Annotated in this window: 24 protein-coding genes; 13 read left to right on the top strand and 11 right to left on the bottom strand. The window is 65.6% G+C overall.

Annotated features, from left to right (window positions below):
• The first annotated feature begins 1 nt into the window (after position 1).
• On the top strand, positions 2–754 hold the full coding sequence (locus tag ACX1NL_RS04580; RefSeq protein WP_181888141.1) for an ABC transporter ATP-binding protein: 753 nt from the start codon (positions 2–4) through the stop codon (positions 752–754).
• A gap of 20 nt (positions 755–774) precedes the next feature.
• Here ACX1NL_RS04580 and ACX1NL_RS04575 read toward each other — a convergent pair whose 3' ends face one another.
• Positions 775–1548 (bottom strand): MerR family transcriptional regulator, encoded by a 774-nt coding sequence (locus ACX1NL_RS04575; protein ID WP_458898723.1) that lies wholly within the window; start codon positions 1546–1548, stop codon positions 775–777.
• A gap of 48 nt (positions 1549–1596) precedes the next feature.
• On the opposite strand from ACX1NL_RS04575, the gene ACX1NL_RS04570 reads away from it, so the two are divergent.
• The 6 genes from ACX1NL_RS04570 (at position 1597) to ACX1NL_RS04545 (ending at position 8663) form a co-directional block, all read left to right on the top strand.
• Positions 1597–2094 (top strand): DUF1707 SHOCT-like domain-containing protein, encoded by a 498-nt coding sequence (locus ACX1NL_RS04570; protein WP_458898722.1) that lies wholly within the window; start codon positions 1597–1599, stop codon positions 2092–2094.
• A gap of 37 nt (positions 2095–2131) precedes the next feature.
• Positions 2132–3226 carry a hypothetical protein gene (locus ACX1NL_RS04565; protein ID WP_458898721.1) on the top strand — a complete coding sequence of 365 codons (1095 nt, stop codon included), beginning with the start codon at positions 2132–2134 and terminating at the stop codon, positions 3224–3226.
• Positions 3227–3333: 107 nt separating this feature from the next.
• The gene (locus ACX1NL_RS04560) at positions 3334–4866 is read left to right on the top strand and encodes an HNH endonuclease signature motif containing protein (protein ID WP_458898720.1); all 1533 of its coding nucleotides are present in this window, start codon (positions 3334–3336) and stop codon (positions 4864–4866) included.
• 25 nt (positions 4867–4891) lie between these two features.
• Positions 4892–5434, top strand: coding sequence for a DUF488 domain-containing protein (locus ACX1NL_RS04555; protein ID WP_458898719.1), 543 nt, complete (start codon positions 4892–4894; stop codon positions 5432–5434).
• A 71-nt stretch (positions 5435–5505) separates the two neighbouring features.
• Complete coding sequence (locus ACX1NL_RS04550; protein ID WP_458898718.1) at positions 5506–7512, top strand: bifunctional metallophosphatase/5'-nucleotidase; 2007 nt, start codon at positions 5506–5508, stop codon at positions 7510–7512.
• A 47-nt stretch (positions 7513–7559) separates the two neighbouring features.
• Positions 7560–8663, top strand: a complete 1104-nt coding sequence (locus tag ACX1NL_RS04545) for a hypothetical protein (RefSeq protein ID WP_194560335.1) — start codon at positions 7560–7562, stop codon at positions 8661–8663.
• Here the strand turns inward: ACX1NL_RS04545 and ACX1NL_RS04540 are convergent.
• Together ACX1NL_RS04540 and ACX1NL_RS04535 are read right to left on the bottom strand one after the other, a co-directional pair.
• Positions 8660–9499: a trypsin-like serine protease gene (locus tag ACX1NL_RS04540; protein WP_458898717.1), complete on the bottom strand. Its 840-nt coding sequence runs from the start codon at positions 9497–9499 to the stop codon at positions 8660–8662. The genes ACX1NL_RS04545 and ACX1NL_RS04540 overlap by 4 nt on opposite strands.
• Positions 9480–10319 carry a DUF418 domain-containing protein gene (locus tag ACX1NL_RS04535; protein WP_458898716.1) on the bottom strand — a complete coding sequence of 280 codons (840 nt, stop codon included), beginning with the start codon at positions 10317–10319 and terminating at the stop codon, positions 9480–9482. The genes ACX1NL_RS04540 and ACX1NL_RS04535 overlap by 20 nt, the downstream gene beginning before the upstream one ends.
• A gap of 89 nt (positions 10320–10408) precedes the next feature.
• Between ACX1NL_RS04535 and ACX1NL_RS04530 the strand changes: the two genes are divergently transcribed.
• Both ACX1NL_RS04530 and ACX1NL_RS04525 read left to right on the top strand, forming a co-directional pair.
• Positions 10409–11083: a response regulator transcription factor gene (locus tag ACX1NL_RS04530; RefSeq protein WP_458898715.1), complete on the top strand. Its 675-nt coding sequence runs from the start codon at positions 10409–10411 to the stop codon at positions 11081–11083.
• Complete coding sequence (locus tag ACX1NL_RS04525; protein ID WP_458898714.1) at positions 11080–12111, top strand: sensor histidine kinase; 1032 nt, start codon at positions 11080–11082, stop codon at positions 12109–12111. Before ACX1NL_RS04530 ends, ACX1NL_RS04525 begins: the two co-directional genes overlap by 4 nt.
• Here ACX1NL_RS04525 and ACX1NL_RS04520 read toward each other — a convergent pair.
• The 5 genes from ACX1NL_RS04520 to ACX1NL_RS04500 are packed head-to-tail and all read right to left on the bottom strand — an operon-like array spanning position 12094 to position 16306.
• Positions 12094–13194, bottom strand: a complete 1101-nt coding sequence (locus ACX1NL_RS04520) for a Dyp-type peroxidase (RefSeq protein ID WP_458898713.1) — start codon at positions 13192–13194, stop codon at positions 12094–12096. The two genes, ACX1NL_RS04525 and ACX1NL_RS04520, sit on opposite strands and share 18 nt — an antisense overlap.
• A gap of 15 nt (positions 13195–13209) precedes the next feature.
• The gene (locus tag ACX1NL_RS04515) at positions 13210–13848 is read right to left on the bottom strand and encodes a Fic family protein (RefSeq protein WP_458898712.1); all 639 of its coding nucleotides are present in this window, start codon (positions 13846–13848) and stop codon (positions 13210–13212) included.
• A gap of 9 nt (positions 13849–13857) precedes the next feature.
• Positions 13858–14280: a GNAT family N-acetyltransferase gene (locus tag ACX1NL_RS04510; RefSeq protein ID WP_458898900.1), complete on the bottom strand. Its 423-nt coding sequence runs from the start codon at positions 14278–14280 to the stop codon at positions 13858–13860.
• Positions 14281–14297: 17 nt separating this feature from the next.
• Positions 14298–15455 (bottom strand): chromate efflux transporter, encoded by a 1158-nt coding sequence (chrA, locus tag ACX1NL_RS04505; protein WP_458898711.1) that lies wholly within the window; start codon positions 15453–15455, stop codon positions 14298–14300.
• An 11-nt stretch (positions 15456–15466) separates the two neighbouring features.
• Positions 15467–16306 (bottom strand): CPBP family intramembrane glutamic endopeptidase, encoded by an 840-nt coding sequence (locus tag ACX1NL_RS04500; RefSeq protein ID WP_311389531.1) that lies wholly within the window; start codon positions 16304–16306, stop codon positions 15467–15469.
• 157 nt (positions 16307–16463) lie between these two features.
• Between ACX1NL_RS04500 and ACX1NL_RS04495 the strand changes: the two genes are divergently transcribed.
• The gene (locus tag ACX1NL_RS04495) at positions 16464–17522 is read left to right on the top strand and encodes an FUSC family protein (RefSeq protein ID WP_311389532.1); all 1059 of its coding nucleotides are present in this window, start codon (positions 16464–16466) and stop codon (positions 17520–17522) included.
• A gap of 43 nt (positions 17523–17565) precedes the next feature.
• Here ACX1NL_RS04495 and ACX1NL_RS04490 read toward each other — a convergent pair whose 3' ends face one another.
• Positions 17566–17985: a VOC family protein gene (locus tag ACX1NL_RS04490; protein WP_311389533.1), complete on the bottom strand. Its 420-nt coding sequence runs from the start codon at positions 17983–17985 to the stop codon at positions 17566–17568.
• 109 nt (positions 17986–18094) lie between these two features.
• Here ACX1NL_RS04490 and ACX1NL_RS04485 point away from each other — a divergent pair, with 109 nt between their 5' ends.
• From ACX1NL_RS04485 to arfB, 3 genes are read left to right on the top strand one after another with little or no spacing between them, the layout of a single operon-like run.
• Entirely contained in the window at positions 18095–19423 is a 1329-nt protein-coding gene (locus ACX1NL_RS04485; RefSeq protein ID WP_311389534.1) for a hypothetical protein, read from the top strand.
• Between the two features lie 2 nt (positions 19424–19425).
• Positions 19426–19638, top strand: a complete 213-nt coding sequence (gene relB, locus ACX1NL_RS04480; RefSeq protein WP_311389535.1) for a type II toxin-antitoxin system RelB family antitoxin — start codon at positions 19426–19428, stop codon at positions 19636–19638.
• 48 nt (positions 19639–19686) lie between these two features.
• Complete coding sequence (arfB, locus tag ACX1NL_RS04475) at positions 19687–20130, top strand: alternative ribosome rescue aminoacyl-tRNA hydrolase ArfB (RefSeq protein ID WP_181888127.1); 444 nt, start codon at positions 19687–19689, stop codon at positions 20128–20130.
• A gap of 108 nt (positions 20131–20238) precedes the next feature.
• On the opposite strand, the gene ACX1NL_RS04470 is transcribed toward arfB, so the two are convergent.
• A complete protein-coding gene (locus ACX1NL_RS04470) occupies positions 20239–21006 on the bottom strand; it encodes an ATP-binding protein (protein WP_070771239.1) in 768 nt (255 codons plus the stop codon).
• A gap of 3 nt (positions 21007–21009) precedes the next feature.
• Positions 21010–22650, bottom strand: a complete 1641-nt coding sequence (gene istA / locus ACX1NL_RS04465; protein ID WP_284871047.1) for an IS21 family transposase — start codon at positions 22648–22650, stop codon at positions 21010–21012.
• Positions 22651–22744: the final 94 nt, after the last annotated feature.

The raw sequence follows: 22744 nt of genomic DNA, 5'->3' as shown, positions 1-22744 counted from the left end.
CATGACTGTTAGCGCGCAGAACCTCTCCGTTTCCTACGGACGGTCCACCATCGTGCACTCGTTGTCGTTCGGCCCGCTCGAGGGCGGGACGGTCGTCGGCCTGATCGGCCCCAATGCCGCCGGCAAGTCGACGCTGGTCAAAGCCATCGCCGGGATTAAAAAGCCGACGGCGGGGTCGGTGACCATCAGCAAGGGCGGCACGGAGCTCACCGGCAGGGACCGCGTGGAGGCGATCGGCTATGTGCCGCAGGACCTGTTGAGCAGCGCCACGCTGACCGCGTTCGAATCGGTCATGGTCTCCGCCCGCCGCCGCGGCGTCGACGGGTGGGATCCGCTGGAGCGCACCGCCGATGTCATGCACCGTTTGGGTATCACGCATCTGTCCGACCGGCTGGTCTCGGACATGTCGGGTGGTCAGCGCCAGCTCGTCGCTGTTGCGCAGATGCTGGTGCGCGAGCCGAGCGTCATGCTTCTCGACGAACCCACGTCCGCCCTCGACCTACGCCACCAAGTCGAACTGCTCCAGCTCATCTGCGACGAGGTCCGCGGGACCGACCGGGTGGCGCTGGTGGCCATCCACGACCTCAACCTCGCCGCCCGCTACTGCGACGAGCTACTCGTGCTCAAGGCCGGCCGCCTCGTCGGCCAAGACACACCCCATGCGGTGCTCACTCCCGACCTGCTCGAAGACGTGTACGGCTTCCGCGCCCGCGTCCTAGACGACGCCGGTGTGCCCGTGGTCTGCCCCGTGTAGGGAGGACAAGTGGGGTGTGGCTAGCCCCACTGCGGGTTGTCCACGTCCACACCTTCAGCCGCCGCGTGGGCGGTGACCAGCTCGAGCAGGTAATCCTGCGCGCCGTTGTACGCCTCGTGGAAGCGGGGGTCGCCAACGTACATGCGCGCGAGGATGAGTTGGCGAGCCGGGGTCACCTCGTACCACTGGGCGATGCTTGCGCGGTGCCGCTCCACCAGCGCTTCGGCTTCCTGTGAGCCGGGTTCCACGCCGGCGTCGCGGGCTTTGACCAGGTCAGCAGCGAACGCGTCCTGCTCCTCCTTGAGGCGTTTGAAGTCGCCTTCGCCCATCTGCGCGAGCTTTTCCTGGGACTGCGCCCACTCCGGGGTATCACCCCAGCGCTGCTCGGCTTCTTCCTGGTAGGCGGGCATATCCTCGCCGAGGTACTTCTTCATTGCGTCCATGTTGATGGTTCCTTTCGTTGCGTTGTCAATGAGGTGCTGGACAGATGCGAGCTGGGCGTCGAGCGTGCGCCGTCGAGAAGCGAGTGCTTCCTGGTGGTGCTTGAGGGCGCGGGTGAGGGTGGCGCCGGAGGCGTCGAGAAGCTGCGCGATCTGCGCAAGCGGCACGCCGACGCCGCGGTAGAGAGCGATGGCCGCGCCGCGCTCGAGGTCGGCCTCGCTGTAGACGCGGTGGTCGGCCCAGGTGCGCGCGGGCGCGATGAGGCCGATCGCCTCCCAGTGGCGCAGCGCCTTCGTGGATACGCCGAGGGCCTCCGCGGCTTCGCCAATCGTGTACTCGTTACCATCTGCCATGATTGCGATTGAACAGCTTGCCGTAGGGGCAAGCGCAAGTTGGGAGCGATGATGGACGAAATCCGCGTGGGCGATGCCGAGCGTTCGGACGCGCTGGACCGGCTGGGCACCCTGTTCGCGGACGGCTACCTCGATGTGGGCGAGTTCGAGGAACGCACAGGTCAGGCGGCGGTTGCTCGCACGCGCGGGGAGCTTTCGGTGCTTTTCGACGACCTCCCGGCCGAGCCCGCCACATTAGAAAAACGCGAGCCGTCTGAGGTTGAACTGGAAGAAAAGCTCGCCGCGAAGCGGAAGTTAGACACCGCGATCTACACCACGTTGATCGGCGGCCTGGCGGTGTTTTTCGTGCTGCAGATCGGGCTCGACCTGGATTACGCCTGGGTGGTTTGGCCGGTAGTGGGCATTCTCGCGGTCGCCTGGTACGCAGTCTTCGACATCTCAGACGAGGAGGACGAGATCCTCGAGGAACTGCTGGAGAAGGAACGCACGGATCGCGCCGAGCGGCTGAAGCTCGCGGCGAAGCGCCGCAAAGAGCTTGGGAAATAGCCGCGAGTTTCCTGTGCCCGACGGTTAGAGTGGGTGCATGCGTTTTCGTCGCGCGCTCGCGCTTGTTGTAGTCGGTTCTGTCGGGGTGGTTTCGGGTTGCGCTGGAGGTGGCGAGCGCGAAACCGTGGTGGTCACGTCCACGCAGTGGGTGGATCCGGATTCGGGTTCGGTGGTGGAGCCTGATGCGGGCGAGACTAAGGCTGAGGGCGAGGCTGAGAACGCCGCCGATTGGCGCACCGAGTACGAATGGATCCTCTCCCATCCCGGCGACTACCCCGTGAACGCCGCGGCGCAGTACACCTCCGACGGCACCTACGAGTACGCGCTTGTGGAGGCCACCGGCGGCGGCACGCCCGAACTCCTGCTCGCGGTCGGTGGCAGCGACACCACACCGGTGATCGTGTTCACCATCGGCGACGACGGCAAGGCGCGCGCGTCCACGGACGTGCTCATGATGGGCGCGCCCGGCAACGGTGGCGGCCGGTTGGCGGTGTGGGCGTCCGCGGGTGGCAGGGGCGTGTACCAGATCAGCGGTTCGTCGCTGGGCAAGGAATCCGTTTCTGAGCTGTTTACGTTGCATGGCACGTCGCTAAGCGGAGGCGCAAAGGAGACCTTCCCTAGCGAAGGCCACCTCCCGGACCACCAACTCATCGACTGGAATCCGGTGAGCAGCCCACAACCGCTTCGCGACGGCAACCTCACGGTGCTTCCGCCCAGCGGCGAGAGTGTGAGCGGGGGTGATTCGCAAACTGCTCCTTCGAATCAGATCGAGTTTGTGGGCAACGTGGTGCGCAAAACCGGTGAAGAGCTTATGGCGCCGCGTGGCCTGGACATGCCCAACGGCCAGGATCCGCAAAGCGAGTACTTCTTACTTTGGCTGGATCAGCCCATGTCTGTGACGGGGTTTGTCGGTGGCGGCACCGATACGAAGGAAATTCAGTATGTCGCGTTGGGTAGCCGCGAGCTGTGGCCGCGCGGACCTGAGGAGAAAAACATTGAGTGGGAAGGCCGCGTTGGCGAGAGAATCAGAATTCTGAAAAACAAGGACGCCATCGGCTTCCCTTCCGATACTTCGATGCCTCTCGGCGCCCTGTGGATCTCGCCCGAAGACTCGTTTGAAGTGCTGAATTAACCCACCTTCGAACGGGTGTTCTAATTCCGGGATGGCCGTGTCGGACGCGTTGTTAGATTGAGTTCATCACTTTCAAACAACCGCAATCCCGGCAGGAAGGAGGGGCCATGACCAGCGAGATCACCCAGTGCGTCGACGAGATTTCTTCAGCGCTGCGCACGCTTAGCACACTGTTCGAGGACCCCTCCGCCCTCGCATTTGAGGACGTCCGGCACGACATGGAGCGCTTGGAGGAGCAGTTCAAAAAGAAGGCATCCATCGACGCAGCATTCGCCTTCATCGCCGACCGGGACGATGCCGGGCGCGTCGTCGGGGCCAACTACCCAAACGCGTACCTGCAGCAGTGCCTAGACCTGTCCAAGAGCGAGGCCTACAACCGTCTCGAGCGCGGCCGGCTGCTCTACGGCGCACCGCCGGAGCCCACCCCTCCCCCGCCCGAGGACGTGGAAGACCTGTTCGACATGACCGGGGAGGATGCCGAGGCCGAAGCCCAGGCCGCCGCGGAGGCTGCCGCCGAGGAGGAACGCGCCCGCCAGAAGAAAGCACGCGAGAACTCGTCGAAGGTCAGCGCGGAAAAGCAGGACATTATCCGCCGCGAGCTGGACAAACTGCTCAAGGCCGCGTCCTGCGAGCGAACCCGCATTCATTCTGAGGCTATGGAGGAAGCACTGCACCGCAGCCCCGAGGACCTGCGCCTGTTCGTGCGCAAGGCGGTAAACGCGGCGAACCGGAAGCACGCGCCCCACTCCAACCCGAACGCCGGGTTTGAAAAGAGGAGTGCCACCTTTGGCCGTCGCAAGGCAGACGGCATGGTGGACATCCACATCAACGCCACCGCCGGCCACGCGGCGCTAATGAAGGCGCACATGGACAAAGGGCTGGCGCCGAATTCGAACCTGCCGGAGGAACTGCAGGGCGAGGCGGATTCACGCACACCGGAGCAACGCCGATTCGATCAGTTCTTCGCCATCTTTGAGCAGTACGAGGAGAAGTGCCAGAAGGCTAACGACGGGGCCGCGTCCGTCGTGCTTGCGCTGACGTTGGACGACCTCGCGGACGGCGACGCCGCGATGCTCTTCGACACCAACACCGGCATCGAGGTGGACTGCTTCGACCTCGTTCGCCTGGGCATGGACGGTACAACCGACTTCCTGCTGCAAGTCGACGGGGTCAGCTCCGTGCCGCTGTGGATGGGACGCACCAGCCGGCTGGCGTCGGTGGCCCAGCGCATCGCAATGTTTGCGGTGCAAGGGGTCTGCTCCTGGCTCGGGTGCACCGCAGCCATGTCGGAGTGCGAGGCCCACCACATCCTCGCGTGGATCAAAGGCGGAAACACCGACATCGAAAACCTCACCGGGCTATGTCGCGAGCACCACAGGTGCAACAACGACCACAGAGACGGCTCCTTTAACAAGGGGTACATGGATTTCGACCCCAATACGGGCAGGTCAGGGTTCCGACGGCGCCCGAGCGACCCCTTAAGGTTCAACCAATCGGTCCCGGCGAAGCATTCGGCGGTGAGCAGGATCTATGCCGCGAAAGGCAGATGCGAATGCGCCAAACACACTGGCCGCGACCCCGCGTTCTACCCGCCCGACCACCCACCGATGAAAGACACTTGGACACCGATGCGAGTGTGATTGCGTCGGGCGTAGCGTGGTCGGCATGCGCGTTTACACCGTGGGCCACTCCAACCTCGACTTCGACGACTTCACCGCGATGCTTTCCGCCGCCGGGGTGAAGTCCATCGTTGACGTGCGCAAACTCCCCGGGTCCCGCAAGTACCCGTGGTTCAACGACGACCACCTCGCCGCGCACTTGCCCGAGCACGGCATCGCGTACAGCCGCAGCGAGGGCCTCACCGGCCGCCGCAACGTCTCGCGCACCGTCCCCTTCGAGGTCAACGGCAACTGGCGCAACCGCAGCTTCCACAACTACGCCGACCATGCCCTCGGACACGAATTCGCCGACGCCCTCGCCGAACTTCGCCGGCACGCCGCCGAAACCCCCACCGCCGTGATGTGCTCCGAGGCGGTGTGGTGGCGCTGCCACCGTCGCATCATCGCCGACCACCTCATCGCCCACGGGGACGAGGTGGGCCACATTATGGGGACGACGGCGGACGGGGCGTCGATAAGTAATGCAACCTTGAACGACGGCGCCGTCATCGGCGATGACCTCCTTGTCCGCTACCCAGAATTCACCTGAAAGAAACCTCACCGCAAAACGGCCTTTCTAAGGTTGCTCTCACACAACCCGCCCAAAGAGAAAGGCCCCTCGTGTCCGCCCGTTACCGCATCCAGCTGATCACCGCGACCACCACCGCCACGCTCGCCACCGCCTTCACCCCGTTCACCCCGGCGGCGCTGGCGGCCGAGACCTCCGAGTTCACCATCTCCAACGTCACTGACTTCCACGGCTACTGGGAGGAAACGAAGTACGTCCCGGGCGCCGCCCACCTCAAGTGCGCCGTGGACGAGGCCGCCGCGGGCAAGACCCACGTCTTCACCTCCGCCGGCGACAACATCGGCGCCTCCCCCTTCGCATCCAAGCTGCTGAACGACGCCCCCACCTTGGACATCCTCAACCTGATGAACCTCCAGGTCTCCGCACTGGGAAACCACGAGCTCGACGAGGGAGCCGAGGACTTCTCAAACCGCGTCACCGAGGCCGCGGACTTCGACTTCCTCGCCGCCAACGCCGAGACCGTGAAGAACACGAAGGACTACGTGATCAAGGACCTCGACGGCGCGAAGGTGGCCTTCGTGGGCACCATCACCGACGACATGCCGAACCTGGTCAACCCGAAGTCCATTGAGGGCATCGCCTGGAACGACCCGGTCGCGACCACGAACGAGCTCGCAGAAAAGCTGAAGAGTAGCGGCGAGGCCGACGTGGTCATCGCGCTCGTGCACGAGGGCGGCATCAAGGCCGACGAGTTCTCGGATGCCGTCGACGTGGCGTTCCTCGGCCACTCCCACCAGGCCATCGAGCCCGCCGGAGAGAAGCCGCTGTTGATCCAGGCCGGCTCCTACGGCGCCAACCTTGCCAACGTGGACCTGAGCTTCGACCGCGCCACCAAGAAGCTGACCGTGAAAAACGCCGAGCTTCTCGACGCCGACACGATCCGCGCCTGCGACACCCCGCAGCCCGAAATCGACGCGGTGATCAAGGACGCCCTGGACAAGGCCGGCACCGAGGGCAAGAAGGTCATCGGGCACACGGACGAGGACCTGTACAGGGCGGGCGACAAGGAGTCCCAGCTCAACAACTACATCGCGGAGGCGACCCGCCAGGGCGTGTCCAAGAACTCGTCTGTCACGGCCGACATCGGCGTGATGAACGCGGGCGGCGTCCGTGCCGAGCTCGAGGCCGGCGACGTCACCTACGAGCAGGCGTTTTCCGTCCAGCCGTTCGGCGGCGAGAACACCTACGTCGAGCTGAAGGGCTCCGACGTGGTGCAGGCGCTGGAGGAGCAGTGGCGCGACGACCCGGACCGCCCCATGTTCCCGCTGGGCATCTCCGACAACGTCTCCTACACCTACGACCCGGCCGCGCCGGTCGGCTCCAAGATCACCTCGGTCACCGTCGACGGCGCCCCGATCGACCCGGAGAAGACCTACGTGGTCGCCGGATCGACCTTCCTGCTCGCCGGCGGCGACAACTTCAAGGCCTTCACCAAGGGCTCCGAGCCCGCGAACTTGGGCTACGTGGACCTCAACGCGCTGGTGGAGGCGCTCAGCTCCGGCCAGAAGCAGCGCACCGGCCAGTCCAACGTGGGCGTCCACCTCCCCGCCCCGCTCACCGCGGGCAAGGAGGCAACCATCGAGCTCAGCTCCCTGCTCTTCGACAAGGGCGAGGCCGCCACCACCGCCACCGCAACGCTTGGCGACGCCTCCGGTTCCGCCTCCATCTCCCCCAACAACGGCGACCAGACCGCCAACGAGTACGGCACCGCCACCGTGAAGCTGACCGTCCCGGCGGGGATGTCTGGCGCCCAGGAACTGCGCATCACCACTGACGCCGGCACCGAGGTGACCGTCCCCGTCGAGGTCGCGCCCGCCGCGGGGCAGGCCGAGCCGAGCAAGCCCACGCCGAACGAGCCCGCCCCGAGCAAGCCCGCCCCGAGCACGCCAGAGCCCGCTGCCGACAACGGCTCGAGCTCCGGCAACCTCGGCTGGATCATCCCGGTGGCGCTCGCGGGCGCCTTCGGGCTCGCCAACCTGGTGGCCCTGCTGTTCCCGTTTGCGGTAGACGGGGTGCTGGGGCCGATCGCTAAGCGCTAGCGGGCCTGCCGGCGCGGGTGCGCGGCGACTGGCTTATCGTTAGCTGCATGAAGGTTTCCCGCGCCCTGGCCCCGCTCGCTTGCGCCCTCTTCCTGGCTTCCTGTTCCACAGCCGGCGAGACGGTCGTCGTCACCGCTACCGAGTGGGTTGATCCCGACTCGGGAGAGGTGGTGACCACCGAAATCGGGGCACCTTCGGCCCCAGAGGATGCCACCGAAGAAAACAGCGGCGCCACCGAATGGCCCGCGGAGTACGCCAAGGTCCTCGACGACCCAGAGGCCTACAACTTCAACGTGCCCAGCCCGGGCCGCGACGAGGTCGACCACGTGCCCGACGGCGAGTACTTCTATGCGCTCGTAGAGGCCAACGGCGGCGGCGCGCCCGAGCTGCTGCTGAGCTCCATGAGCTCCGACGAGCACTCGAACCATTTCGCCCGCGTGCTCGTGTTTTCCACCGACGGCGGCTCCCTGCAAACCTCCGGCGAGTCCCTGATCTACGGCGCCGCCGGCGCGGGCGGCAGCCGCGCCGGCGTGGAGGCGTCCCAGCTGGGCCGCGGCCTGTTTCAGGCGCACTGGGTCAGCGGCACCGGCGACGGCTCAACGGTATGGCACGACGTGGACGGCGCCACCATTTCCGCCCCGACCGAGCCCGAAGAAATGAACGTGCAGTACCCTCGCCCCGGCCATTTGACTGTGAATTGGCAGCCGACACAGGACCGCGCCGCCCTCGATGCCGGCGAGCTGACGGTTTCCATGCCGGAGGTGCGCGGTCCGGCGCCCGTCGATGAGCCTGATGTTGTCGTCGAAGGCACCGTGGTGGCGAAGACGGGCGCCGAGCTCATCGACAGCATGCCGAACGGTGAAGACCCCGCCAGCGAGTACCTCCTGCTCCAGCTGGATGCGCCCCGCGAGTTCACCGACCACCACCACGCCGGCTCGGTGTACTCGCGCGATGCCGAGTACGTCTCCTTGGGCCGGCGCGAGATCAGCGCGCGCGGTAACGAGCGCCTCGACGGCTTGGAGTGGGAACGACTCCAAGGCGAGCGCGTCCGGCTCACCGTCGCCCCGGAGCACGTGCACTTCCCCACCGACACCTCCATGCCGACAGGTGCGCTGCGCGTGAGCCAATACAAGAGCGCGGAGATTCTCTAACGAGCCTTGCGGCGCGTCGCCATGACGAACCCGGCCGCCACCAGCGCGAGCGCGCCGAGGCCGAGCACCACGTAGCGCAGGGAGGCGGCGGGATCCGAGGACTCGCTCCCTGAGGCAGCCCCAGAAGAACCCGCGACCACGCCGCGGATCCATTCGGCTTGCTCCGCCACCGGCGCCACCGCCACCGCGGCGTTGGAGTTCATCTCCTCCTCGGTCGGATTTTCCGGGTCCTCGAACAGGCCGGCCGACATCACGCCGGCGACCTTGCCTTCAGAGAAGATGGCGCCGCCGGAGTCGCCAGGCTGGATCCGCGCCCCGTGCTTTAGAGCGACGTCGAGGGCGGACGGAGCGTCGAAAAGCGCGAGCGGCGATTCTCCGCGCACCGTCGCCTCCGCGGCGGGCAGCTTGGTCGACCCGCCGGAGCCGTCGGAGGACCAGCCGTAGATGTTCACCTCGCCGGACGGCACCGTGTCCGCAACCGAAGCGTAGGTGGAAAGCCCCAGGTCTTCGGTGGTGTGCAGCAGCGCGATGTCGCCGCGGGGCGCGACCTCGTGACGGTCCACCTGGAACACCTTCTGGTTTTCGCCCTGGCCGGTGCGCACCGAGCCGCCGGGCTTGGCGGCCGCCTCGACGCAGTGGCGGGCGGTGATCACCCAGTGCGGGTCGATGGCGGTGCCGGTGCACACGCCGTCGTCGGGGTCGGAGTCGTCCACGCGCACCGAGACCACCGGCTCGGCCTCCGCCGCGTCGCCGGCGAACCGCTCCGATTCCATCGCCCCCGCGGGCTGCGCCGCCAAAGCAACACCAACTGCAACACTAAACGCCAACTTTCTCATTATTTTCCTTTCCAACCACCGCCGTAAGGCGGCGAACAATACTTTCCATCGGCCCGCGCTTAAACACGGCGAGCCAGCCGTACGCGATCACGGCCGAGCCGATCACGCTCGCCCACACCCCGACCCACTGCGCGCTCAGCACGTGCAGGCAATACAGAGTCAGCGTCATCCGCCCCAGCGGCGCGAGCCACCCCAGCCATCGCCCCGCCAGGCAGCACAGGGAGCAGATGCCTATCGACGCCCCGGCGGTCCCCACCACATCGACGAGCCCGCCGGTGTGGCCGGTGGCGTCGAGAAGCAGGGGCAACGGCACCCACCACCGCAGCGCAACATCGGCCGCGAACAGCACGCACCCGATGGCCGCCCCGGCGCGCAGCGGCATGCGGCGCGCGAACAGGATCCCGGCGACCATGAGCACTGCCCACATCAGCGGCGGGTACGGCGAGCTGGACGGGGCCAGCGCCGCGGAGCCCAACGTGCCGGCGAAGGCGAGCCAGGCAAGCCACGCCGAATCCAGCCTCGGCGCCCACGCGAGGACGATCATGCAGATCCCGATCGTGCCCAGGACCACCTCGATGGTTCCGGAGAACGGCACCAGCGCGAAGTGCAGCGCAATCAGGCACGCCCCGCGCACCACGAACTGCGCCGGCCGGGCGCGCATGAGCCCCATGGACACCCCGGCGAGGAACGCGAAGAGCCCCGCGGGGAAGCCGAACAGCAGCTGCGCAGCGACGCCGCCCGGCGCGGTGAGGTGCGCGACGATCATCGCGATGAGCGCCACCGCCCGGGCCGCGTCGATTCCAACGATTCTGGTCTGCATGCCGCTTGAAGCTACGAACCCGCGTGTTGCGCCCGCGTTAACCCGGATGCTTACGCGCGCGCAACATCGCGGCGCATACGATCGCAACCATGACAATTCGGGTGCTTATCGTGGACGACGAGGCCTTCCTCGCCGACGCCATCGCCACCGGCCTGTCGCGCGCCGGGATGCACACACGCGTCGCCTACGACGGGTTTGAGGCGCTGAAGCTAATCGACGAGCTGCCGCCCGACGTCGTCGTTTTGGACCGGGACCTGCCCGGGGTGCACGGCGACGCGGTGTGCAGGCACGTCGTGGAGTCTCAGCCCGCCACGCGGGTGATCATGCTGACCGCGTCCGGGACGCTGGACGACCGGCTGGAGGGCTTCGACCTCGGCGCCGACGACTACTTGGCCAAGCCGTTCGAGCTGCCGGAGCTGGTGGCGCGGGTGAAAGCCCTGGCGAAGCGCAACGCGCCGTCGCGCGGCGAGGTGTACCGCTGCGGGGACGTGCGCCTGGACACCTTCCGCCGCGAGGTGACCCGCGGCGAGGAACCGGTGAGTCTGAGCCCAAAGGAGTTCGCGGTGCTCAAGGTGCTCATGGAGGCCGACGGCGGGGTGATCTCCGCCGAGGACCTGCTGGCGGAGGCCTGGGACGAAAACGCCGACCCGTTCACCAACTCCCCGCGCGTGACGGTGTCGCACCTGCGCAAGAAGCTCGGCGAGCCACGCATCGTGCACACCGTCACCGGCGCCGGGTACTACGTGGCGGAGGCGGAGCGATGAGGCTGAGCCTGCGGGCCCGCATCACGGTGATGTTCGTGGCCACCGTCCTCGGTGTCGGCCTGGCGTTGATCGGGTTGGTGTACGCGTACCTGAAGCTCACCCCGGTGCCGGTGATGGCCTCGTTTCCGGGCGCTGACGACGGCGTGGTCATCGACGGCGCCGTGCCGGTGACCGACGAGATCCTGCGCCGCATCCTCCTCGCCTCCCTGGGGGCGCTCGCGCTGCTCACCGCGCTTGCGGGCGTGGTGGGCTGGTTCGTGGCGGGGCTGGTGATCACCCCACTGCGCTCGATCGCCGACGACGCCCGCACCGTCACCCGCGGCGACTTGAAAGCCCGCATCGACTACGACGGCCCCCGCGACGAGGTCGGCGAGCTGGCCGAGGCGCTCAACGCCATGTTGGACGAGCTCGCCGACGCCGTCGAGCGCCAGCGCCGCTTCGCCGCCAACGCCTCCCACGAGCTGAAGACCCCGATCGCGACGATCCAGACCGTCGCCGACGTTGCGCTTTCCGGCGACGACGCCGACCTGCGCCCCGCGCTGGGCCGGATCCGCGAGGTCAACGCCCGCAACGCCGCGACCGTCTCCTCGCTGCTGCAGCTGGCCAACGTGCAGGTCCGCGACCGCGCACCCGTCGACCTGGCCGCCGTGTGCCGCGAGGTCGGCGCCGCCCACGGCATGGCCGTTACCGCCGAGCCGTTGACGGTCGAGGCCTCCCCCACCCTGGTCCGCCAGGCCGTGGACAACCTCGCGCGCAACGCCGCCATCCACGGCACAGGCGGCTCGATCGCACTCAGGCGCGTCGGGGCCGGCGCCGAGATCACCGTCGAATCCGGCGGCGATCAGCTCGACCCGGCGGAGGTCGCCACCTGGACCGAGCCGTTTGCCCGCGCCCGCCGCACCTCAGGTTCCGGCCACGGGCTGGGTCTTGCCCTGGTCAAGGCGATTGCGAAGGCCCACGGCGGTTCGGTTGAGTTGGCGCCGCGGGCCGGGGGCGGGCTCGTCGTGAAGCTACTGCTCCCTGCGTAGCGCACCCTCGAAGCGGGCCTTCGCCGCTTCGATGTCCTCGGCGTTGTGGGAGGTGGGCACGTCCGCGCGGTCCGGGAAGACCGTCTTGCCCTGCGGCAGGTTGATCGCCGGCTGGTTCGGCTCCTCGCCACCCTCACCGCGCAGGTGCGGGTGCGCGTAGTCGGCGCAGTGGTCCAGGAACACGCGCGGCGGGGCGAAGAAGTTGCAGCCGGTCAGCGCCTCGGAGAAGTCCAGGATGCGGTCGTAGTTGCCCTCCGGCTCGCCGATGAACATCCGCCGCAGCATCACCTCGGTAACGCGGGGGTCGCGGGCGTAGCTCATGAAGAAGGTGCCCTGCTTGCCAAGCGCGTCGCCAAACGAGAGGTTGTTGCGCACGATCTCCAGGCCGTTTCCATCCTCGTCCTCGACCTGGTTGACGGCGACGTGGCTGTTCGGCGCCTTCTCGTCCAGCTCGATGTCGGAGTGCTTCGTGCGGCCGATGACCTGCTCCTGCTCCGCCACCGGCAGTTCGTTCCAGTCCTTTAAGTTGTGCACGTACTTCTGCTCGACGATGTAGCTGCCGCCCTTCCAGATGCCGTCGCGGATGATCGCCACCTCGACGCCCTCCTGGCCGCGGGGGCTCTCGGTGCCGTCGACGAAGCCGAGCGGGTCGCGGAAGTCCTGGTACTGGAACGCGTGGACCTCGTCGTGGTAGTCGATGTGGTCCTCCACGATCGCGTTGATGCGGCGGCCCAGCTCGAAGGCGACGTCGAACTCGTCGGAGCGGATGTGGAAGAACAGATCGCCCGGGGTGGACGGCGCGTGGTGCTTCGCACCCTGAAGCTCCACAAACTCGTGCAGGTGCTCCGGCTTGTCCAGCGCGAAGAGGCGGTCCCACATCTTCGCACCGATGCCGGCCACCGCGGTCAGGTGCGCCTTGGGGTAGCGGAAGCCCACCCCGTTGGTCAGGCTGGACAGGCTGGACAGCACCTCCAGCGCCGCCTCCTCGCCACCGTCTTTGAAGCCGAGGGTGATAAACAGCGCGTCCCGCGACTGCGGGAGGATCACGGTTTGGGTAACTTCTGCCTGGTTTCTACTCGTCATGGGGTTAAGTATTCCCTATTGGCCCGAGTTGTGCCGGACCAGGGCTTCCACAACCGGTCCTGTCTCGCCGAAGACGTAGGCCCGAGCGAGTAGATCGTGAAACTCGCGGCTCACCGACGGGTCCGCGTCGTCGTGCGGCACCGCCATCAGCACACCTGCCCCCTGGCCGATTAAGTAACTGTTCGCGGCGAAGATCGCGGTGCGCTTGTTGCCGTCTTCAAAGGGCTGGGCTCGAGCGACTTCGACGAAGAGATGTGCGGCGGACCGGAGGGCGTCGTCAAGCTTGAGCTGCTGTTGAATGAGCGCGTCGAGCTCTTCAGCCGTAAGCGCCGCGGGTTCGTGCCGGCCGTGGGCGGTGTGCACGCCGATGCCCTGTTCCGCCCGGCGCAGCTTGCCGGGGTTGAGCGCGGCGCTGCGGGTGAGCTGCGCATTGATGCGCCCAAGATAGGCCGCGGTGATTGGCTCGCCGGCGGTGGCGATGACGAACTCCGCAGCCGCCTCCAGGTCCTGCAGCAACGCCAGATCACCGCGGCCACGCACCCCGTCCGTATCGCCCGAGCGCAGGTAGCGGTCGGTGGCAGGACGGCTGGTGGACAGCCCGTCGAAGACGACACCGGCGGTGTAGATGACGTCGAGCAGATCGGTCGCGTGCATGCCTTTACGCTACAGCTCCCGGATATACAGCAGCATCCTTGATCCGGCCTCAATGTTGGTGAAACCGTGCCGCTCGTAGAACCGCCGCGCGCCCGCGTCCACCTCGTCGACGTTGATCTGCATCTCGCCCGCCCCTCGCGCTTCGAGCTCAGACAGCACCCGCTCCATCATCTGCGTGCCCAGCCCGTGGCCGCGGTGCGCCGGGGCGACGTAGAGCTCCTCCAGCATCGCCACCGGGCCGTCGTAGTACGGGCTCGGCCGCAGCGTCAGATACGCGAACCCGACCTCGCCCGCAAGCACCACGATCACGTCGTCGCGGGCGATGAGCTGCGCGAACCTGCGCTCCAGGTTGTCGGGCACCGGGGTGTCGAACTCGGTGTTGAAGTCGTGCATTAGCTTTGCGACGAGCTCCGCCTCCCCCACCGTCGCCATCCGAATCACGGGCGCAGTCACAACACTGCCCACCCGACCGCCGCGGTGCCGATGACCACCGCCCAGGCCGGGGCCTTGAAGTTTTTCAGCGCCACGAACGCCATGGCCGCGACCGCCATCGTCGCCGGCCCGTGGATGCCGGAAGTGAACACCGGGGTGTACAGCGCCGCGGCGAGGATGCCCACCACGGCCGCGTTCGCGCCGGCAAGGGCGCTGGCGGCGTGCGGGTTGGCGCGCAGCCGGTCCCAAAACGGCATGATCCCGACGACCAGGAGTGCCGCCGGCAGGAAGATCGCCACCGTGGCCAGGGCCGCACCCCACAGCCAGTGAACACCCTGCGCCGAAGCACCCAGGAACGAGGCGAAGGTGAACAGCGGGCCGGGCACCGCCTGGGCGGCGCCGTAGCCGGCGAGGAAGGTGTCGTGGTCCACCAGGCCGGTGGGCACCGTGGCCTGCTCCAACAGCGGCAGCACCACGTGCCCGCCGCCGAAGACCAGAGCGCCGGAGCGGTAGAAGCTGTCGAACATGCCCCAGCTCGTGCCCATGCGCCCAGTCAGTGGAAGCAGCGCGAGCAGCGCCGCGAACACTCCTAAGCTGACAATCCCTACGGTGCGGCTGGCGGTGGAGGTGCGTGTGGGGGCCGGAGGGGCGTCGATAGGCGAAAGCGCAAAGGTGGCTACGAGCATGCCCGCAACGATCGCGCCGACCTGGGCCGCGGGGTGCGGGACCAGCAGGACGATGAGGAAGGCAGCGAGCGCGACGGCCGCACGCAAGCGGTCCGTGACGATGCTTTTCGCCATGCCCATCACCGCCTGCGCGACGACCGCCACCGCCGCCGCCTTCAGCCCCGCGAGCCAGCCGGCGTCCGAGATGTCGCCGAGGCGCGCCACCCCGAGCGCGAACGCGACCATGAGGATCACGCTCGGCAGCGTGAATCCCACAAACGCCGCGATCATGCCTCCGTAGCCGGCGCGCTTGAGGCCGATTGCCATGCCGACCTGGCTCGATGCGGGGCCCGGCATGAACTGGCACAGGGCGACGAGGTCGGCGTATTCGTCGTCGCTGAGCCACTTGCGCTTATCGACGAACTCGTCCCGGAAGTACCCCAAATGCGCCGTCGGCCCGCCGAAGGATGTCAGGCCGAGGCGAGTGAATATGTGTAATACCTCAAGCACAAGATGTGATGCTAGCGGACGTCGCCACGCTGAGCAGGAGTCCGTGCGTGACTCGACGCGGCGCGGGGTAGCACTGCGAGCACCACGGCGGAAGCCGCCGCAGCAGCCGCGAATGCCGCCACCATGCTCGCAGCCGAGTTCGGGATTCCCAGGGCTTGGACCGAGCCGAAGGTGTTCCACGCCGCGTGCACCGCAACCGCGACCCAGAGGCTGTTGAACGCCCACACCAAAAGCGCATAGAGCAGCGCGTCAAGGAAATAATGGGCGAAGGCGACCGGTGAGCCGTACGCCTGCGGGTGCATCGCCACGAACGGGATCGCGGCGAGCACCGCGCCCACGGCCGGGTGCCTGGTCCACGCCGTAAACGCCTGGAAAAACACGCCGCGAAACGCCATTTCCTCCGCGAGCGCCGCGAGCACAATAACGACGAGCTCCAACGGAAGATCGCTCCGGATATCTCCAATAACTTGGTCCCAGGACGCGCCGTAACCGACCACGCCGACCGCGCCCATGACAGCGGCGATGACCACAAACGCCAACGCGTACGCGGCGAACGGCACCCAAGGTTTCGTTCCAGTTCGCCCTGTGAACACCGACGCAACCGGCCTGCGCCCGATGAACCGGACTGCGACGAGCACCGCCAGGATCTCCACGACCACGGAGCCGTACCCGAAGTACTTGTCCGCCGCGCCGCTCGACGTATCCACCCCCGCGGCTTCAAGGGAAACACCAATCACCGCGACGAACGCGACGGTGAGCACGGCGACCGCGACGATTTCGGCGAGCGGCCTCCACCAGGCGTAGTTGGGTTGGTTTCTTGACGCGAACGCGTACTCCCCCGCGTGTGACACTGTGAGGAAACTCCTTCTCGAGGTTACAACAACCGGGCCATCATATGCCTGACTGTTGATATGTGCACGGGCCGATCAGCCCCGGCGCCGGGCCCGCGCTAGACTCTGCCCGCGGAAAACCACAATCGAGCACGTATCGCGTATGGGAGGTTCCCGGTTGCACCACTTCAGCCCGCTGTTTGAGATGGGCCCTGCCCGGCGCGACCACATCCCCGCCTTCCGCACCGCGCTCGGCGTTGCGATCCCCATGTTCACCCTGCTCGCGCTGGGCCGCATGGATCTGGCTATCTACGCGAACTTCGGCGCGTTCACCGGCGTGTACGGCAGGCACATGACCCGCCAAGTGCGGCTGAAGCACCACGTCCTTGCGGGCATCGCCCTGACAACGTCGGTGACCGTGGGCGCCACCATGGCGTGGCTGGATCTTAGCCCGTGGGCGTTGATGCTGGTGACCTCACTGGTGTCGGCGGTGTGGGCGACCATCGCGCTGGCCGCGGACATGAAGCCGACCGGGTCGGTGTTTGTGATTTTCTCGGTGGCTGCGGTCGGCTCGCTGAACAACCCCGTCCACCCAGTACTCGCCTTCGCCATCGCGGGCGCCGCCGCACTATTGTGCCTGGCGCTCGGCCAAATCTCCCACCTCATCGGCGAGGGGCCAGGCGGCGACGCGAAGGAACCGGAGCGTCCCTCCCGGTCCCCCGAGGCGGGCCGGATGCCGTGGCGGCGCCTCCGGGTCGAAGCCAGCCGCTTCTTTTTCTCCCCGCTACTCGCGGGTGTGCTGGGGCTGATCTCCGTGACTATTTTCGACCCGCTGACCCACTCCTACTGGGCCATGGTCGCCGCCGTCGCGCCGCTGGTGAACTCGCGGTTCAAGATGCAGTACTACCGCGCCATCGAGCGCGTCCTGGGCACTCTCACCGGCATCGCGGTGGCAGGCTTCCTTCTGTCCCACCCGATGCAGGGCTGGCAGATCGTCGTGTGGATTGTGATTCTGCAGTACCTCACCGAGATGTACGTGACCCGCAACTACACCATCGCAGCCAGCTTCATCACCCCGACCGCCCTGCTGATGGTGCAGACAGTCGAGCCCTCCCCCGTCTGGCCGATGCTGCTCGCCCGCACCGCGGAGACCGCGATCGGCGCGTTCGCGGCACTCGTCGTCATCGCGGTCGGCTACGTGCGCAAGTACCCCGAGGTCGTGCTGCCGCGTCGCTAACGCACTTGCTTTGCGACGCAAACTCCGCCCCGCCCCCGCGGCCCTACCTCCCGTCGCCAGTTGAGATGTTCCAGGCGAGTCCGAACTTGTCCTCCACGACGCCAAAGTGCGCTCCCCACGGCGCCTTTGCGAACGGCATGGTGACCTTGCCGCCGCCGCGGGTGAGCTTCGCGATGAGCTGCTCGCCCTCGTCTGCCGACTCCACCTCGGCGGTGAAGCCGAAATCGCCGCGCTCCAGCGTGCTGGAGTTGTTCTGCAGGTCGTCGCCGCCGCCGAGCGTGAACGGTCCGGTCAGGGTGCCGTGGGCGACGGCGTCGCGCGGCGGGTCGAACGGGAACTGCGCGCCGCGGTCGAGCTGCTCGCCGTAGGTGATGATGTCGAGCTCGCCGCCGAACACCTCGTGGTAGAACTCGAGTGCCTCGCGGGCGTTGCCGGGGAAGGAAACGTAAAGCGATGTCTTCATGCGTGTCAGTGTAAGCGGACGCGTGGGAGGCGAGGAGCTCCTGCGCAAGCTGCGAGGTTCCGCTAGAAAGTGCGCGCAATGAACGACCTGAAGACTACTGTTTCTGTGTATGGAGACTGAAAGTAAAGAACTGGCTTTCTTGGCGGACAGCGAAGGCCTGCTGATCCTGAGCGAGGACGACAGCTTCCCGGCCTCTTCCTCGCCCGCGTTTGAGCCAATGTCACCGCAAGTGCTTTTCCGCGCGAACAATGTGCTGAGCACGATCTCCAACCGTAAGTTCAAGTCCGGCAAGTACTACAAAGCGACAGACGAAACTGCAGCGCTACTTCAGCACCGCACGTCAACGGGACCGGTGCCAGGAGTCCTGCGTCGAAGCGATCTTGGGCTCGCTGACAACCCAAGCCAGTTCTTCAAACACACGTCTTTCCAAGAGGTGAAGTTCTCTCCAGTCATGGCCTCGACTGCCGCCGGCATCGCCGCGCAGGCTGCAATTGAGGCAGCAATCGCGGAAATCAAGGAGTACCTGGAGGTTATCGATGAGAAACTCGATGACCTCCTTCGGCAGCGCAAGATTAATGCGCTAGCTCAACTTGGCGGCATCCAGTACACGATTGAGGAAGCTGACGAACTCTACCGGCGCAGCAGCAGCGTGTCCGCAACCACTTGGTCGAAGGTTGACCACCTCGGATCAGCACTGAACAGCATCGAGTCTTACGCGATCGAACAACTTGATGACGCGGTTGATCAGCTCCGGAAGCACAAAAACAACTCAAAGAAACTCGAAACGCTTCTTGCCGGTTTGAAAGACGATCTCTCGATTTGGCTGGGCGTAGCTGCACGGAGCATCTATCTCCACGACAGGATGTACGTCCTTGAACTCGCTCACGTGAACGAGTTTGAGCCCGCCCAGCTGGACTCCCACCGTGAAGGAATCGTCGAAGCACGAAAGGCTCGATTGGGGTCAACGACCCGCCGTTTGCTCGAGATGGATTCAGCTGTCCGCGACGCAGCGAAGCTGAGCAATCAGGTTTGGGTGACTAACCCGCTTCGCGCACGCCACATCACTGCACATGCGAACAGTATTCACGACAACATCAGCGCATTTGCTCAGCATTTACGCCTAAGCGTGGAGGAAGCAGAGCAGCTCCAAGTCCAGGGGTGGCGCCAATCTGTGATGTCTCTAGCGGGAGGCACGGTCGATGCTGCGAATCGCGCCCGGCGGTCCGCGGTAGACCAGGCCCAGAAGGCGACCGAGAAGATTCGCGACATGAACGAAGACCGGCTGCTTGCAAAGGCCGCAGAGATCGAAGCGCGACGGGCAAAAGAAGCGCAAGAAGCAATCGAGCAAGCCTCTGACGAAGACCATGCTGAAACTGAATCCCGCTCGAAGCGGCGTGGCTTCCGCTTGGGCCGAGACGAGAAAAAGCCGAAGGCGTAAAAGTGTTCCTGAAGATCCGATTGAGTAACGAGGAAGCAACGCTCCTATCCGAATTTGCGCGTTCCGAAGGCATGACTGTTTCCGAATTCGCTCGATCCGCCATCATGGAAAAGGTCGAAGACCTCCAAGATGTTGACGAACTTCGTGCTGCTCTCGAGTTCGACTCCGGTGAGAGGTTCACTACGGACGAGATTTGTCGCGAGTTGGGGTGCTAAAGAATCGGAAGCTGTTGACACAGGAGGCGAAAACGTAGGGTGGGCGGCATGAAGGACCTGACCATCGCTCCCGGCCCGGGGATCCCCGGCGGCGTGGTCATAGCCGCCGTCGACCTGACGGAGCGGTTCGCCAAGTCGTCGGGCCCGGGCGGCCAGGGCGTCAACACCACCGACAGCAAGGTGCAGCTCTCCCTCGATGTCGCGGCGTGCGCATCGCTTTCCGACGCCCAACGCCGCCGCATCTTGCGCAACCTCGGACACCGCCTGGACGGCACCGTCCTCACCGTGGCCGCGTCGAACCAACGGTCGCAGATCCGCAACCGCGCCGAGGCGCGCGAGCGTTTGGCCGCCCTGCTGCGCGAGGCGCTCGCCCCGCCGCCTCCTCCGCGCCGGAAGACGAAGCCGACCAGGGGCTCGGTGCGGCGCCGTCGAGAAGCGAAGATGCGTCGCTCGGAGCTGAAGTCCACAAGGAAGCGACCTCAGATTCCCTAGAGCTGTCGCCATTGTTTAGACCACGTGTTTAGTAACGGTGTGGTGAGTTTCGGGTAACGCCCGGGTGAGTATCGAGTAACACCCGGGCGTTTAGGTTGGTAGCGGGGGTTATTGGGTCAGTCGCATGTTGGTGCCTTCGAGTGTGATGATTTCGGCGCCGGCGACGAGTCGGTTGAGTATTGACTCGGCGATGACGGCGTCGGGGATGGATTTGTACCACTCGTCGGGTGTGAACTGGGATGTCACGATGGTCGATCCGCGGGGTTCGCGTTCTGCGAGGATATTGAGCAGTTGGTGTGCGGTGGCGGCATCGATTGGGGTGGTGAGGAAGTCGTCGAGGACTAACACGTCTGTGTTGTGTAGGTCTTCGAGGAACGTGATGCGGGCTGGGTCGTCGTGTTTGAGCACGGCGAGGTGGTTGGCGAGTGTGTCGGTGCGGAAGAAGCGTGCGGAGTAGTCATTTCTGCACGCCGCGGTGAGTAGTGCTTGGGCGAGGTAGGTTTTGCCGACGGAGGATTTGCCCAGGATGACAATGTTTTGTGCGCTTTGGCACCATTGGCAGTGAGCGAGTCGGGTGATTTGCTCTTTGTTAATGGTGCGGCCGGGCGTGTAGGTGATGTCTTCGATACAAGCATCGGGATTTGGCGATCGGGATGCTTTGAGCAGTTTGTTGACTCGCCTCTCACGCTTGGCCGCTACCTCTTTATCGAGTGCGTAGAGCACTTTGTCGGAGAAGCTCCAGTCGTCGAATGCGGGATCGGCGGCGATGTCGATGACGCTTTGTCCGAAGGCGGTCATGCGTAGATCGGTAAAGATCGGCAGGACTGATTCGTCGAGGAAGCGGGCGGATGATGATGCTGGTTGCGGGTGGGGCATGGGTTATGCAGATCCTTTCTTGGTGAGGTTTTCGAGGCTGAACTGGGCAGCACCACCGAGGTAGGCGCCGCGGGTGTCACGCGCTGTCGGGGCAGGCGCACCGTCAGCGGGTCTGCCGGTTAATTGATCGATTGGCAGGTCAGCACCTGTAGGTCGTGTGGAGGTGTCTTTGCGCACGGCGGCCATCATGTTTTTCACCGCGGTATACGACACAGCACGCCTTCTGCCGTCGGTGGACACCAAACGTCTGCAGGCTTCTTCGAGGATTGGCTTGTTGGCGTGTTTGCCCATGTTGAGCACGTTGCGGCACGCTTGGTACGCCTGGGCAGGGATCGCTTTAGCTTCGATGAGCTCGGCAATTACCTGGCGGGTGGCCGGCCCGATCTTGGAGGCTTCGCGCAGGAAGTACTCACTTGTCCACAACCCACGGGTATCACCCAGGTTCGCCGGTATGTGGTCGGTGTCGGTGACATACACCCCGCGGGCACGCGCGAGTTGGTGTCTGGCCACACGCTGCCCGGCGTCGAAGACGGCGAGACTGTCACCGGTGATGCGCACATCCACGGTGCGGCCCACCAGCTGGTGCGGTACCGAGTAATGCGCGTTGTGCACTCTGATGTGGAAATTGGGTGCGACTTTGGCGCGTTTCCATTCGGTGCGCTGCCACGGTGTTGCAGGCAGCGCGGTGAGCACGTCGCGTTCGAACTGATCAAACAATGCGCGTCTGCTCGTCGCATTGCCGCGAAACGGCGTGGCAGCGTTGATCCCATCGACCAGGGCGGTGATTTTCGCGTTGAGCTCGTCTATCCCGACGCACTGGTGGCCATCGAGTGCGTGGATGACGTTTTGGGTGACGATCTTGACTGCGGCTTCGACGCTGGCCTTGTCTTTGGGTCGTTTCGCCCGAGCCGGCAATGCGGCGGTGTTGTAGTGCTCCAAAAACTCCTCGTAGGTGGAGTTGACCCGACGATTTTTGTCCGCGGCACTAATCGCGTTCGAGGCTGTCGAGGCGTTATCTGGCACGATGACCTCGGCAACCCCGCCGAAGTACTCAAACGCGCGGATATGAGCTGCAAGCCATGCGTCCTGGCGCTCATCCGCGCACGCGCAGGCGAACACCATGCCTGAATACGGCAGCGAGGCGACAAAGATACTGACCTTCGATCCTTGCCCGCCGGTGGGGTCACACAGCCGCATCTTTGTGCCTGCCCAGTCCACCTGCATCGTATGGCCTGGGGCATGGGTGATCCTGGCGGTCAGCCCAGCTGCATCAACGTGTTGGGCCACAAGCTGGCGAAACCGCTCGTAGCTGTAATACCGCTGGCCTGGGTCCGCAGGCTGTGCGGTGTAGCGGCCCCACAGTACCTGCAGGGTCACCTTGTTGCGCCCGGTGCGTGCCTTGGCGACAGCGTCGAAATCGATCGGGACGAAATCGCCCTGAGCATGGCTGCGCCCGTCGACGAACCAGTCCACCAGCTCATGATCCGCAACCCCACGAAGTTGCTCACGGGTTGTGATGTTGTGTTCCACCAGCGCATCGCGTGCTTTTTGCACCGTGGTGTGCGAGCACCGCAGACTCGAACAGATTTGGCGGACAGACCAGCCTTTGAGCACTTGATCCATTACCGCCCGGTAGTCAGTCACAATCAGACTCCTCTGGTAACGCCGCGTGCCCTGAAGTCACGCGGTCACCAGAATCCTCCCCCGGACTGTTACTGGATGCTCACCAATGCGTTAC

It is taken from the genome of Corynebacterium sp. CQ3829_602738, from assembly GCF_054478435.1.
The sequence above is the reverse complement of the archived record's forward strand: the minus strand, read 5'-3'. Positions and strand labels throughout refer to the sequence as shown.